This window comes from Flavobacterium adhaerens (assembly GCF_040045115.1).
GTDB classification, from domain to species: Bacteria; Bacteroidota; Bacteroidia; order Flavobacteriales; family Flavobacteriaceae; genus Flavobacterium; species Flavobacterium adhaerens.
Genome location: NZ_JBDLZX010000002.1, coordinates 318,756 through 332,076 on the forward strand (window position 1 = coordinate 318,756; position 13,321 = coordinate 332,076).

Consider the following 13,321-nt stretch of genomic DNA (forward strand, 5'->3'; position numbering starts at 1 on the left):
ATTTAGGTTTAAAGTTTACGATAAAAGGTTAATTGGGATTCTTTGATACAATCATTTGTAAAGGAAAACGATTGCAGTTGTAATGATTCCGAAACTAATCAGATTTTTAAAACAGAATTATTTGTACTTTAGTAATAGAAATTTACTGTTAAAGTCTATTTTTTAAAGTTATAATCATAATTTGTTTTCTGTTGTTGTTTCTAAGGATTGATAGCATTGTCAAATAAAATGAGAATAGTGTTTGGATGTAATTCACATTAAATTTTTAGTTACACTTAACACATATTGTATAACGTTTTTTTATTTAAAATAGTATATTTGGCATCTAGATGAATATTACCACTCAGATAAAACAGCCCATAGTAAACGAAATGGAACTTTTTGAAAAAAAGTTCTATGAATCGATGACTTCCAAAGTGGCTCTTTTAAATCGAATTACCTATTATATTGTCAATCGAAAAGGAAAACAAATGCGACCAATGTTTGTTTTTCTGATGGCCAAAATGGTGTCCAAAGGGACTGTTAATGAGAGAACCTACAGAGGAGCTTGTGTAATAGAGCTCATTCATACAGCAACTTTGGTTCACGATGATGTGGTAGATGATAGTAATCGTCGTCGCGGTTTTTTCTCCATTAATGCACTTTGGAAAAACAAAATTGCTGTATTAGTTGGAGATTATTTGTTGTCAAAAGGGTTGTTACTTTCGATAGATTATGGCGATTTTGACTTATTGAAAATTATTTCGGTTGCTGTTCGCGAAATGAGCGAAGGCGAATTGCTTCAAATAGAAAAAGCTCGTAGACTCGATATTACCGAAGATGTTTATTATGATATTATCCGAAAAAAAACGGCAACACTTATCGCCGCTTGTTGTGCTTTGGGTGCAAGATCAGTTTCGGAAGATGAGGTTCAAGTAGAAAACATGCGAAAGTTTGGAGAGCTTATCGGAATGGCTTTTCAAATCAAAGATGATTTATTTGATTATTCAGAAGAAGCCATCGGGAAACCAACTGGAATCGATATCAAAGAGCAAAAAATGACTTTGCCTCTTATTCATGTTCTAAATAACTGCACTTCAAAAGAAAAAAGCTGGCTCATAAACTCGATTAAAAACCACAATAAGGACAAAAAAAGAGTAAAAGAAGTTATCACTTTTGTAAAAAACAATAACGGTTTGGCTTATGCCGAAAATAAAATGGTCGAATTTCAGCAGGAAGCACTACAACTGCTGAATAATTATCCCGAATCCGACTATAAAGAAGCACTCGTTTTAATGGTGAACTACGTTATAGAAAGGAAGAAGTAATTTTTTGAAATCACAAGCAAAGATTTAATAGGTTTTATATATTCAAAAACATAGTAACTTAGCACCTTGGTAACTTAGCAACTTAAAATAAATTGATTTCACAAGCAACTATAGATTCAGTTTACGAAACTGCTCGAGTAGAGGAGGTAATTGGTGATTTTGTTCAATTGAAAAGAGCAGGAAGTAATTTTAAAGGCTTGAGTCCATTCTCGGATGAACGATCACCATCATTTATGGTGTCGCCTGCCAAAGGAATTTGGAAAGACTTTAGCTCCGGAAAAGGAGGGAACGCTGTGGCCTTCCTGATGGAACACTCTCATTTTACGTATCCTGAAGCGATTCGTTATTTGGCTAAAAAATACAATATCGAGATTGAAGAGACAGAACAATCGGATGCTGAAAAGGCCAATACTGATATCCGTGAAAGTATGTATCTGGTTTCTGAATTTGCGAATAAATATTTTCATGACGTTTTATTAAATTCGGAAGAAGGAAAAGCCATAGGACTTTCTTATTTTAAGGAGAGAGGTTTTACCAACGAAACTATTAAGAAATTTTCTTTAGGTTATTCCCCAGAAATCTGGGATGCTTTTACCAAAGAAGCTTTAGGAAAAGGATATAAAATGGAGTTTCTCGAAAGCACCGGGTTAACAATTGCTAGGGAAGACCGCCCTTTTGATAGATTTAAAGGAAGGGTAATGTTTCCTATTCAAAGTATGTCGGGTAGAGTGCTTGGTTTTGGAGGACGAATTTTGACCAATGATAAAAAAGCGGCCAAATACTTAAATTCACCTGAGAGCGATATTTACCATAAAAGTAAAGTACTTTATGGTATTTTTCAAGCGAAACAATCCATCGCTAAACTCAATAACTGTTTCTTGGTTGAAGGATATACAGATGTGATTCAATTTAACCAAGCAGGTGTCGAAAATGTCGTGGCTTCTTCAGGTACGGCTCTTACTCCAGATCAAATTCGATTGATTAATCGTTTGACAAGAAATATCACAGTGCTCTTTGATGGTGATGCTGCTGGACTTCGCGCTTCAGTTCGAGGTATTGATTTGATTCTTGAAGAGGGAATGAATGTAAAAGTATGCACATTTCCTGATGGAGAAGATCCAGATAGTTTTGCTAGAAAAAATTCCTATGATGATTTGATAGCTTATTTAGAGCATAATGCTAAAGATTTCATTCAGTTCAAAGCTTCACTTTTGATGGATGAAGCTAAAAATGATCCTGTAAAAAAAGCGGATTTGATTCGAGATATGGTTGGTAGTATTTCTAAAATTCCAGACCGAATTCAGCGTGAAATTTACATACAAGAATGTTCAAGAATTATGGATATTTCTGAACAAGTTTTGACTAGTACTTTGGCACAATTGGTCAAAAAAGATATTGAAGAAGTCGGGAAAAAAGTAAAGCAAGAACAAAAGGCATTTGAAATTGTAAAAAATGAGAATCCAGAACAAGCGGCAAAAGTTGATGTTTTGTATCGTTTGGAACGCAAAATTATCGAGATGCTTTTATTGTATGGTAATAAGAGTGAGGAGTTCGAGGATGTTTATTTGAGAACTAATGAAGCAGGTGAAATTGAAAATGTTACCGAGCGCAAAGAATATAAAGTGTATCAAAGGATTTATTTGAGTTTGCAAGAAGATGAGGTAGAACTCGCAAATCCATTATTTCGAGGTATCTTTAATGATTTGATTCAGTATTTTCTTCAAAATGAAAATGTAGAAATCGAAAAATATTTGATGCGTTTAGATCCCGAGTTTGCTCAGGAAGTTACCGATATTTTGATGGAAGATGAAAGATTGATACTTCATAACTGGGTAGGTCAAAATATTTTTCCTAAAACTAAGAATGAAACTATCGGTCAATATGTTTCAGAAACTATTTTAACCATGCGTTGGTATCTGGTTGATAAGATTATTGATGAAATAAAAAACTCTGTATCAAATGAACCAGGTTCAGATAATACAGAGTCTATGTCATTGGCGATGGATTACTATAAGCTAATTAATTCTTTTTCAAAAAAATTAGGAAGAGTAATGTCGCGATACAGTTAAACGATTTCTAAAGTTTTAGCTTTATTTACTAAATCTACTAAATTGGTTACGTTTAATTTAGTAAGTAATCGTAATTTGTACGTGCTGATTGTTTTTTCATTAAGTGATAATATTTCAGCAATTTCATGGTTTTTCTTACCATCCCTCAAATAACGTAATACTTCAACTTCGCGATTCGAAAGTTTTCGGTATAAACGTTCACTTTTACTTTGTTTTGCAATCAAAGCAATGTTTTTCATGACTGCTTCATTCATGATTATTTTTCCTTGGTTTACTTTGACAATCGATTGCCCTAAGGTTTCCAATTTTTCGGTTTTGTGAACGAAACCAGAAACTCCTGCTTTAATTGCATTTGGAGCATAGATTTGTTCAGAAAGCCCACTGTAAAAAATAATTTTTGTTTTAGGAAAATTTTTCAAAACCGATTTGATTTCGAAAATACTTGAAAGACCTTCAAGTTCCAAATCTAAGACAAGGACATCAATTTCTTTTGAAAGTAAGATGTCTTTTACCATCGCAAAATTACCAACGTTCGCAACGATTGATATTTCAGAATGGTCTTTGAAGTACGATTTTATTCCAAAATGTACTACAGGATAGTTATCAGCTAAACAAACTTTAATCATGGTATTTAGTTTTAGGATTGTTTTTGAATAAACAAATTTAAAAAAAATATATGGTTATAAGTATAATTTTTCGGACAAATTTTTCTTTTTTAACAATTTATTGTACAAACAGGTATAGGATTCATCTTATGTTGATTGTTTTTGTTAAGTTTTTTATAAATTTCGTAAACTTCCTTTTGACGGACAGTAAATGTTTTTGCATCTATTTCTGATTCAGTTAGTTCCATTGCCCATTCTAATTCGTCATAACTAGCACCTAATTGGTCTTCGTCTGAACGATCATCTCCAAATAATCCATCGGTAGGTGCTGCAGTTAATATAGAATTGGGAACATTTAAATAGGTTGCCAGTTGATAGACTTCGGATTTCATTAAATCCGCTATCGGACTCAAATCTACCCCTCCGTCTCCATATTTGGTGTAAAAACCAACACCAAAATCTTCTACCTTATTGCCTGTTCCAGCTACTAATAATCCATGAATTCCAGCAAAATAATACAAAGTAGTCATACGTAAACGTGAACGTGTGTTGGCTAAGGATAAATTTACAGTAGCTTCGTTATTTGTAGTGGGAACTTCTTTTTTGAAAGTGTCAAAAACAGAAGTTAAATCAGCAACTACATTAGTGACGTTTGGGAATCTTTTCTTCAATTGTTCAATATGTTCTTTTCCTCTAGATACCTGACTCGGAGCTTGGTGTATAGGCATTTCTACACATAAAACGTTTAGTCCTGTTTGGGCACAAAGTGTTGAGGTTACTGCGGAATCCACACCTCCCGATATGCCGATAACAAATCCGTTAACTTTAGCGTTTTGGGCATAGCTTTTTAGCCATTCGACAATTTGAGTATTTACTTTTTCGATTTGTAAAGTTCTTTTTTTAGCCATAATAATTTAAGTTTTAAAAAGCAGGGATGTATATTTGCAAAAAAATAAGTAGAATTTTTTTTTAGGTTCCTTTGGAACAAATTTAATTAAATAATTGCAAATGAAATTATATCTCCTGCCTTTAGTTTTTTGTTTTCTTTTTTGGTCTTGTGATCAAAAAAGCAAAGTTGAAAAGGCTATAGAAGAAATTCCAGTAGAGGAAATAAAAGTAGAACGTTTTGATAAACAGTTTTTTGAAACAGCACCAGATGAGTTGTATAAATTAAAAAAGCAGTATCCTTATTTTTTCTCTCCAAATATAAATGATACTGTTTGGTTGAATAAAATGAAAGAGCCAATTTGGAGAGAGGTATATTCTGAGGTGCAAAAAAAATATTCTAACTCTGATGGTATTCAAAAAGAAGTTGAAGATTTGGTGCAGCACATCAAGTATTATTTTCCAAAGGCCAAAACGCCAAAAGTGATTACTTTGATTTCGGATATGGATTATTCAAATAAGGCTATATATGCTGATTCTTTAGTGATTATTTCTTTAGAATTGTACTTAGGAAAGGATCATAAATTTTACCAGTTTCCAAAATATATCAGACAAAATTTTGAAGAAAAACAAATGATGCCAGATGTGGTTACGAGTTTAGCACAACGAAAAATTGCTCCTCCAATGGAAAAGGACTTGATTTCGCAAATGATTTATTTTGGGAAAGAACTTTATTTGAAAGATATTTTGTTGCCTAATTATACTGATGCCGAAAAGATAGGTTATACACCAGAACAACTGTTATGGTGTCAGGAAAATGAATCTTATATTTGGAGGTATTACATAGAGCGTGAAATGCTTTTTAGTGACGAACAAAAGTTGGTGTCGCGCTTTATAGATCCTGCCCCTTTTTCTAAGTTCTTTTTAGAAATTGATAATGATTCTCCAGGTCGAGTAGGACAGTGGATAGGTTGGCAAATAGTACGTTCGTACATGGAAAATAATTCTAATGTAAAAATGGAGCAGTTGTTAAAAACCGATGCAAAAGTAATTTTTGAACAATCAAAATATAAACCAAAGAAATAATGTCAAAAGAGAATACCTCAGAAATAAAATTTTTAGTCGAATTAGACGAAAATAGAGTGCCAGAAAAACTTTTTTGGACCGCAAGAGACGGTGGAGTTGAACTTTCGGAATCGAAAGCTTTCATGCTAAATATTTGGGATCATAAAGCTAAAGAAAGTATGCGAATCGATTTATGGACCAAAGATATGCCTGTTGATGAAATGAAAATTTTCTTTCATCAAACATTAGTGTCTATGGCCGAAACTTTTAAGAGAGCTACAAATGATGAAAAGATGTCAGATACTATGTTGGATTTCTGCGATTATTTTGCAGAAAAATTAGATTTGAAGCAGTAAGAAATGTTTAAATGGTTTAAAGTTTAAAGTTGTTTAAGAGCAACCTTCAAACTTTAAACCATTTTAATTTTTTAAAACTCCGAATTATTCTTAAACACTTCTTGGTTGACTTCGTTTATATAATTCAATAATTCTTCCTTTCCAATCTCTTCAGTAGAAGAGGTAACAAAATAATGCGGCATCTCTGACCAATTATTGGCGAACATTTGTTTTTTGTATGCTGCAAGGTGTGAATCGATTTTTACTTTACTGATTTTGTCAGCTTTTGTAAAAATAATGCAGAAAGGAATTTCGCTTTCTCCCATATATGACATAAATTCAATGTCAATTTTTTGAGCTTCATGACGAATGTCAATTAGTACAAAGGCACAAACCAATTGTTCTCTTTTTTCAAAATATTCCGTTATGAATTGCTGAAAAATAGATTTGGTTTTCTTGGATACTTTGGCATAACCGTAACCTGGTAAATCAACAAGAAACCAATTGTTGTTGATTAGGAAGTGATTGATAAGTTGTGTTTTTCCAGGTCTTGCAGATGTCTTGGCTAGTTTTTTGTGGTTGGTCAACATGTTGATTAATGAAGACTTTCCAACGTTGGATCTTCCAATGAAAGCGTATTCCGGCAAAAAATCCTTAGGGCATTTGCTGACATCTGAGTTGCTTATAATGAATTCTGCAGTGTTAATTTTCATTTTCTTGAGTGTGAAATTCCCAATCGATTAGTGTTCTGCTAGATGTGTGTGTGTAAGCCAGTTTTCAAGATGATTGTTAAATTCATCAGGAACCTCCATCATTGCTGCATGACCACATTTGTCTATCCAATATAAAGTAGAATTGGGTAATAATTTGTGAAATTCTTCGGCTACATCTGGAGGGGTTACTTTGTCGTTTTTCCCCCAAATAATACAAGTTTGAACATGCATTTTTGGAAGATCTTTTGCCATGTTGTGTCGAATTGCACTTTTAGCAATTGTTAGGGTCTTTATTAATTTTAAACGATCGTTAACAGTTGCATATACTTCGTCTATAAGTTCTGGGGTAGCAATTTTTGGGTCATAAAATACGTCTTCAGCTTTTTTCTTGATGTATTCGTAATCTCCTCTTTTTGGATAACTGTCTCCCATTGCGCTTTCATATAATCCTGAACTTCCAGTAATGACCAATCCTGATACTTTTTCAGGGAATAATTTGGTATGGTATAATGCAATATGTCCTCCAAGTGAGTTTCCTAATAAGATAACTCGATCTAATTTTTTAAAGTTAATGAAGTTTTTTACATAGATGGCAAAACTTTTTACGTTCGTTTTTAGTATGTTTTGTGTGTAAATTGGTAAATCGGGAATGATAATTCGGTATCCTTTATTTGAAAAGTAACTCGCAACCGCATCAAAATTACTTAGTCCTCCCATTAAACCATGTAAGATGACAATCGGAATTCCTTCACCTGCTTCGTAATAACCGTATTTGCCTTCTTTTTTGTAATATTTTTCCATGTTTGTGTTATGGTTTTCAATTTTCCACAAATATAAGGTTAAAAAAATTAAAAAGAATTTTAGGGGCATTTTTTTAACCTTTTATTCGAGAACGTACCAAGGATAGTTATAAGGAATGTTTTTCTTGATTTTTTAACTATAAATAAATGGTTTGTTTAGGGTTTTAAGAATGTGATTCAAAATCTAAAAAAGAGTAGCTTTTTAACAAAACAAAAGCTTTCTTACAAAATATCTGAAGAATAGCTAATGTTCTGATAGTCTATAAACTAAGCGTTTTTGGGCTTGAGTGGCTAAACTTATTAACAAAGTGGTATATTGTGGTAAAATGTGGTAAAATTTTATTTAATTTTGCTTTATACAATAAATATAGTCTAGCTTGGATGCAATTATAGGAACATATGAGTGCAAAGTTGATGCTAAAGGGCGAGTGCTAATACCCGCTCCTTTAAAAAAGCAATTGGCTCCCTCGCTTCAAAACGGTTTTGTTTTGAAGCGTTCCGTATTTCAGTCTTGTCTTGAATTGTATCCGATGGAAGAGTGGGATTTGATGATGAAAAAAATCAACAAACTTAACCGTTTTGTCAAAAAAAACAATGACTTTATCCGTCGTTTTACAGCAGGTGTAAAGGTGGTAGAGATAGATGCTTTGGGCAGGTTATTGGTTCCTAAGGATTTAGTTGTTTTTGCTAGTATTGATAAAGATGTAGTTTTTTCTTCTGCGGTTAATATTGTCGAAATCTGGGATAAGGATCTGTATGAAAAATCTATCAATGGAGATGATGTTGATTTTGCAGATTTGGCTGAGGAAGTAATGGGAAATATAAATGACGACGACGATGGAATATCATAATCCAGTATTGCTACGCGAATCTGTGGATGGTTTGAATATAAATCCTGGTGGGGTTTATGTAGATGTTACTTTTGGTGGCGGAGGTCACTCTAAAGAGATTTTGAGAAGATTGGGGACAAACGGTAAGTTGTTTGCATTTGATCAAGATGAAGATGCGTTAGCAAATGCTTTGCCAGATGAAAGATTTACTTTGATAAATGAAAATTTCAGATTCATTAAAAGGTTCATGCGTTTTCATGGTGTAAAATCGGTTGACGGTATCTTGGGAGATTTGGGAGTTTCATCACACCAGTTTGATGTAGCCGAAAGAGGTTTTTCTACTCGATTTGATGCTGAGTTGGATATGAGAATGAGTCAAAAAAACGACTTGAATGCTTACCGAGTTGTCAATGAATATGATGATGCTAATTTGAGAAGAGTTTTTTTAGATTATGGAGAGTTGAAAAATGCTCCAGCACTATCTCGAACTATAATCGAAGCTAGAACCAAGAATCCCATCAAAACAACTGAAGAACTAAAAGAAGTTTTGATGAAATATTTGCCAGAAAGAGTTCGAAATAAGGTTTTGGCACAAATATATCAAGCTATTCGTATCGAAGTAAATCAAGAAATGGACGTTTTGAAAGAATTTTTAGAACAATCACTTGAAATTCTGAAACCCGGAGGAAGACTTAGTATTATTTCATATCATTCATTAGAAGATCGTTTGGTGAAAAGATTTATGAAAAACGGAATGTTTGAAGGAGAGCCAGAACGTGATTTTTATGGAAATTTTTCGGTTCCATTTAATTCAGTCGGAAAATTGATTGTCCCCAATGATGATGAAATAAAAATAAACAATAGAGCTAGAAGTGCTAAACTGAGAATAGCAGAGAAAAAATAAAGATATAATGAAGGGTGGAATTTATAACATATTAAAAGCACAATTTCTTATTGACGATAATGCGGTTAAAAATTGGCGTTTTATCGTTTTTGTGATTTTACTTGCTATAATAATGATTGCAAATACACAGCGATACGAACAAAAGGTTTTTAAAATTGTCGAATTGACAAATAGAGTAAAAGAATTAAGATCAGAATTTGTAGATAGACGTTCAGAGTTGATGAAACTTAAAATGGAATCTACAGTTTCAAAAAAAATGGAAGAAAGACAAATTTTTCCATCAACAGTTCCACCAGTGAAAATTGAGGTTAAAGAAGATAAAGAGAAGAGTTTCATTGAAAGAATATGGCAGTAGAAGATAAATATATATCCTATAGAACCTATTTGGTTGCCTTTTTCATCTTTTTGATGGCAATTGCGATTGCGATAAAATTAACAAATATTCAATGGGTTGATGGGGATTATTATAGAGAATTAGCAAAAGAGCGAACTGTCAAAAATTTTGTTATACCTGCCAATAAAGGTAATATTTATTCTGCTGATGGAAGTCTTTTGGCAACTTCTATTCCTAACTATACCATCCGTTTCGATGCTATTGCACCAAAATCCGAAGCCTTTGAAGAGAATGTAAAAATGCTATCAGACTCATTAGGTTTGATGTTGAATAAATCAAGTTATATTATTCAAAATGAATTGCGAAAAGCTAGAAAACACAAAAACAGGTATTTTTTGGTTGCAAAAAATTTAAGTTATACTCAATACATGAAAATTAAAGGGTTTCCATTGTTTAATTTGGGAGCTTACAAAGGAGGTATTATAGTCGAACAAAAAACAGTTCGCGAACATCCAATCGGAGAAATAGCAGAACGAACCATTGGTTATGAAAGAAAATTGACAGGATATTATGATGGTAAAGGGATCGAATGGGCATATCGCGAATATTTAAATGGTAAGGATGGGAAAATATTAAAGCAAAAAATCGCTAAAGGACAATGGAAACCCATTCGTGATGTAAACGAAGTAGAGCCGAGAGATGGATACGATGTGATTTCTACGATTGATGTGTATATTCAAGATATAGCGCACCATGCATTGCTAAAACAATTAGAAGAGTATGAAGCGGATCATGGTTGTGTTGTGGTTATGGAAACTACTACTGGTCAGATCAAAGCGATTTCAAATTTAGGAAGAGCCAATGATGGGACTTACTACGAGACTACTAATTATGCTTATGCCGAATCTCATGAGCCTGGATCTACTTTTAAATTAGTCGATTTGATGGCAATTTTAGAGGATAAAGTTGCAGATACAAGTACGGTTTATGATAGTCACGGAGGAATAGTAATGTATTCAGGCAGAAAAGTTAGAGATTCACATGAAGGCGGATATGGTAAAATATCATTAGCGAGAGGTTTTGAGCTTTCGTCAAATACCGTTATGGTACAAGCTGTTTATGACAATTATAAAAGTAATCCAACAAAATTTGTAAATCATATTAATTCCTTTGGATTAAGTAAAAAATTAGGTTTGGCTTTTAGAGGAGAAGGAAAACCCTATATACCGCAACCAAGTGACAAAGCATGGTCAAACATTTCATTGCCTTGGATGGCTTTTGGGTATGGAGTTTCGGTTACACCATTGCAGACACTTGCTTTTTACAATGCTGTTGCTAACAACGGGGTAATGGTAAAGCCAATGTTGGTGACTGAGATCAAAGCATGGGACAAAACCATCAAAAAATTCGACACAGAGGTGATGAATCCAAAGATTTGTTCACCCGAAACTCTAAGTAAAGTACAAGCCGTTTTGGCAAACGTTGTTAAGAAAGGAACGGGATCCAAATTATATTCTAAAGATTTTCCAATGGCTGGCAAAACCGGTACTGCTCAGGTAAATTATGGGGTAAATGGAGGTTCCGATAAGCATTATGCGTCTTCATTTGTGGGGTATTTTCCAGCGAATAACCCTAAGTATTCTTGCATAGTTGTTGTTCATAAACCAAATACGGCCAATAACAATTATTACGGTGCCGATGTTGCTGGACCTGTATTTAAAAGAATAGCCCAAAAAATATTTACTGACACACCTTCTACTAATGTCATAAAAAAATTAGATCGCCCTAATCCGGTACAAGAAAGTAACTATAATAGTTATTATGCAAAAGTGGAGAAAAAACAAAATTCTGTTCCGAATGTAAAAGGAATGGCTGGAATGGATGCAGTTGCATTATTAGAAAATTTAGGATTTAAAGTAAAAGCCATCGGTGTTGGGAAAGTAAAAAAACAGTCTATTCAAGCGGGTCAGGCAATTGTAAAAAATTCATCAATTCTATTAGAATTATCATGAAAGTATTAAGAGAGATATTATATAAAGTGGCTATAGAATCGGTTACGGGTTCTACAGAAATAGCAGTAAATCAATTGCATTTTGATTCTAGAAAAATTGAAACAAATGACGTTTTTATTGCAATTCGGGGTACAATATCAGATGGACATGATTTTATTGCAAAAGCTATCGAATTGGGTGCTGCTGCTGTTATTTGTGATACACTTCCCGAGGTTTTAGCGAATGGAGTTACCTATATACAAGTAAAAGATACGAATACAGCTTTGGCCTATATGGCTGCAAATTTTTACGGAAATCCTTCTCATAACTTGAAGTTAGTTGGTATTACTGGAACAAATGGTAAAACAACTATTGCTTCATTATTGTATCAGTTATTTAAAAATGCAGGTTTCAAGGTTGGACTGTTGTCAACTGTAAAAGTTATGGTTGATGATATTGAACACAAAGCAACTCATACCACTCCAGATTCTATTACAATTAATCATTTTTTAAGCGAAATGATTACTTCGGGGGTAGAATATTGTTTTATGGAAGTGAGTTCGCATGGAATTCATCAAAAACGTACAGAAGCTTTACATTTTACAGGTGGAATATTTACAAATCTTTCTCACGATCATTTAGATTATCATCCAACATTTGCTGAGTATAGAGATGTTAAGAAATCTTTTTTCGACCATTTGCCTAAAACAGCTTTTGCATTGACTAATTCTGATGATAAGAATGGTTTAGTAATGCTTCAAAATACAACTGCTCGTAAATTGACTTATGCTTTAAAAACGTATGCTGATTATAAAGCTGTAATACTCGAAAATCAATTGTCAGGTTTGTTGTTAAAAATAAACGACAACGAAGTTTGGGTTAAGTTGATAGGAACATTTAATGCCTATAATCTTTTAGCGATTTATGGAGCTGCGGTTGAATTAGGTTTAGAAAGTTTTGAAGCACTACGATTGATGTCAGAGTTGGAGAGTGTTTCTGGACGATTTCAATACATCATTTCAAATACTAACATAACCGCTATTGTTGATTATGCCCATACACCAGATGCTCTCGATAATGTTTTGAATACGATAAATGATGTGCGTACCAATAGCGAACAATTGATTACAGTTGTGGGTTGTGGCGGGAATAGAGATACAGCAAAGCGTCCAGTAATGGCCAACATTGCAACTGAACTTAGTGATAAAGTGATTTTTACCTCTGATAACCCTAGAAACGAAGATCCAGAGACTATAATTCAGGAAATGGAAAAAGGAGTTCAAGCTCAAAATTTTAAGAAATACTTATCCATTACTGATAGATTTCAGGCCATTAAAACGGCTTGTCAATTGGCACAGCCAAACGATATTATATTGATAGCTGGTAAAGGGCATGAAACTTACCAAGAAGTCAAAGGGGTGCGTCATGATTTTGACGATATGAAAAATGTAAAAGAAATTTTAGAACAACTTTTAAAATAAAA

13 protein-coding genes are annotated in these 13,321 nt (G+C 33.4%); 9 read left to right on the forward strand and 4 right to left on the reverse strand.

Annotated elements, in window-relative coordinates; all coding sequences use genetic code 11:
• Positions 1-329 precede the first annotated feature (329 nt).
• Together ABEB18_RS04090 and dnaG are read left to right on the forward strand one after the other, a co-directional pair.
• Entirely contained in the window at positions 330-1,307 is a 978-nt protein-coding gene (locus ABEB18_RS04090; protein WP_348797806.1) for a polyprenyl synthetase family protein, read from the forward strand.
• A gap of 92 nt (positions 1,308-1,399) precedes the next feature.
• Positions 1,400-3,376 carry a DNA primase gene (dnaG, locus tag ABEB18_RS04095; RefSeq protein WP_348797807.1) on the forward strand — a complete coding sequence of 659 codons (1,977 nt, stop codon included), beginning with the start codon at positions 1,400-1,402 and terminating at the stop codon, positions 3,374-3,376.
• Here the strand turns inward: dnaG and ABEB18_RS04100 are convergent.
• Positions 3,373-4,002, reverse strand: a complete 630-nt coding sequence (locus ABEB18_RS04100) for a LuxR C-terminal-related transcriptional regulator (protein WP_348797808.1) — start codon at positions 4,000-4,002, stop codon at positions 3,373-3,375. The two genes, dnaG and ABEB18_RS04100, sit on opposite strands and share 4 nt — an antisense overlap.
• An 89-nt stretch (positions 4,003-4,091) precedes the next feature.
• Positions 4,092-4,889, reverse strand: a complete 798-nt coding sequence (nadE, locus tag ABEB18_RS04105) for an NAD(+) synthase (RefSeq protein ID WP_348797810.1) — start codon at positions 4,887-4,889, stop codon at positions 4,092-4,094.
• A gap of 100 nt (positions 4,890-4,989) precedes the next feature.
• Between nadE and gldB the strand changes: the two genes are divergently transcribed.
• Positions 4,990-5,952, forward strand: coding sequence for a gliding motility lipoprotein GldB (gene gldB, locus ABEB18_RS04110; protein ID WP_348797812.1), 963 nt, complete (start codon positions 4,990-4,992; stop codon positions 5,950-5,952).
• Entirely contained in the window at positions 5,952-6,287 is a 336-nt protein-coding gene (gene gldC, locus ABEB18_RS04115; RefSeq protein ID WP_348797813.1) for a gliding motility protein GldC, read from the forward strand. Before gldB ends, gldC begins: the two co-directional genes overlap by 1 nt.
• Positions 6,288-6,358: 71 nt before the next feature.
• On the opposite strand, the gene yihA is transcribed toward gldC, so the two are convergent.
• Positions 6,359-6,979, reverse strand: a complete 621-nt coding sequence (gene yihA, locus ABEB18_RS04120) for a ribosome biogenesis GTP-binding protein YihA/YsxC (RefSeq protein ID WP_348797814.1) — start codon at positions 6,977-6,979, stop codon at positions 6,359-6,361.
• Positions 6,980-7,006: 27 nt separating this feature from the next.
• Positions 7,007-7,780, reverse strand: coding sequence for an alpha/beta fold hydrolase (locus tag ABEB18_RS04125; protein WP_348797815.1), 774 nt, complete (start codon positions 7,778-7,780; stop codon positions 7,007-7,009).
• Positions 7,781-8,156: 376 nt separating this feature from the next.
• Between ABEB18_RS04125 and mraZ the strand changes: the two genes are divergently transcribed.
• From mraZ to ABEB18_RS04150, 5 genes are read left to right on the forward strand one after another with little or no spacing between them, the layout of a single operon-like run.
• On the forward strand, positions 8,157-8,630 hold the full coding sequence (gene mraZ, locus ABEB18_RS04130) for a division/cell wall cluster transcriptional repressor MraZ (RefSeq protein ID WP_348797817.1): 474 nt from the start codon (positions 8,157-8,159) through the stop codon (positions 8,628-8,630).
• Complete coding sequence (gene rsmH, locus ABEB18_RS04135; RefSeq protein ID WP_348797819.1) at positions 8,605-9,513, forward strand: 16S rRNA (cytosine(1402)-N(4))-methyltransferase RsmH; 909 nt, start codon at positions 8,605-8,607, stop codon at positions 9,511-9,513. Before mraZ ends, rsmH begins: the two co-directional genes overlap by 26 nt.
• Before the next feature lie 7 nt (positions 9,514-9,520).
• A complete protein-coding gene (locus ABEB18_RS04140) occupies positions 9,521-9,868 on the forward strand; it encodes an FtsL-like putative cell division protein (RefSeq protein WP_348797820.1) in 348 nt (115 codons plus the stop codon).
• On the forward strand, positions 9,859-11,859 hold the full coding sequence (locus ABEB18_RS04145; protein WP_348797821.1) for a PASTA domain-containing penicillin-binding protein: 2,001 nt from the start codon (positions 9,859-9,861) through the stop codon (positions 11,857-11,859). Before ABEB18_RS04140 ends, ABEB18_RS04145 begins: the two co-directional genes overlap by 10 nt.
• Entirely contained in the window at positions 11,856-13,319 is a 1,464-nt protein-coding gene (locus tag ABEB18_RS04150; protein WP_348797822.1) for a UDP-N-acetylmuramoyl-L-alanyl-D-glutamate--2,6-diaminopimelate ligase, read from the forward strand. Before ABEB18_RS04145 ends, ABEB18_RS04150 begins: the two co-directional genes overlap by 4 nt.
• The last annotated feature ends 2 nt before the right edge of the window (positions 13,320-13,321 follow it).

What these genes read in the sequence shown, in the direction of transcription:
- ABEB18_RS04090 (WP_348797806.1), top strand. Translation starts at nt 330, where the DNA reads ATGAATATTACCACTCAGATAAAACAGCCCATAGTAAACGAAATGGAA.
- ABEB18_RS04100 (WP_348797808.1), bottom strand. Translation starts at nt 4,002, where the DNA reads ATGATTAAAGTTTGTTTAGCTGATAACTATCCTGTAGTACATTTTGGA.
- nadE (WP_348797810.1), bottom strand. Translation starts at nt 4,889, where the DNA reads ATGGCTAAAAAAAGAACTTTACAAATCGAAAAAGTAAATACTCAAATT.
- gldB (WP_348797812.1), top strand. Translation starts at nt 4,990, where the DNA reads ATGAAATTATATCTCCTGCCTTTAGTTTTTTGTTTTCTTTTTTGGTCT.
- gldC (WP_348797813.1), top strand. Translation starts at nt 5,952, where the DNA reads ATGTCAAAAGAGAATACCTCAGAAATAAAATTTTTAGTCGAATTAGAC.
- yihA (WP_348797814.1), bottom strand. Translation starts at nt 6,979, where the DNA reads ATGAAAATTAACACTGCAGAATTCATTATAAGCAACTCAGATGTCAGC.
- ABEB18_RS04125 (WP_348797815.1), bottom strand. Translation starts at nt 7,780, where the DNA reads ATGGAAAAATATTACAAAAAAGAAGGCAAATACGGTTATTACGAAGCA.
- rsmH (WP_348797819.1), top strand. Translation starts at nt 8,605, where the DNA reads ATGACGACGACGATGGAATATCATAATCCAGTATTGCTACGCGAATCT.
- ABEB18_RS04140 (WP_348797820.1), top strand. Translation starts at nt 9,521, where the DNA reads ATGAAGGGTGGAATTTATAACATATTAAAAGCACAATTTCTTATTGAC.
- ABEB18_RS04145 (WP_348797821.1), top strand. Translation starts at nt 9,859, where the DNA reads ATGGCAGTAGAAGATAAATATATATCCTATAGAACCTATTTGGTTGCC.
- ABEB18_RS04150 (WP_348797822.1), top strand. Translation starts at nt 11,856, where the DNA reads ATGAAAGTATTAAGAGAGATATTATATAAAGTGGCTATAGAATCGGTT.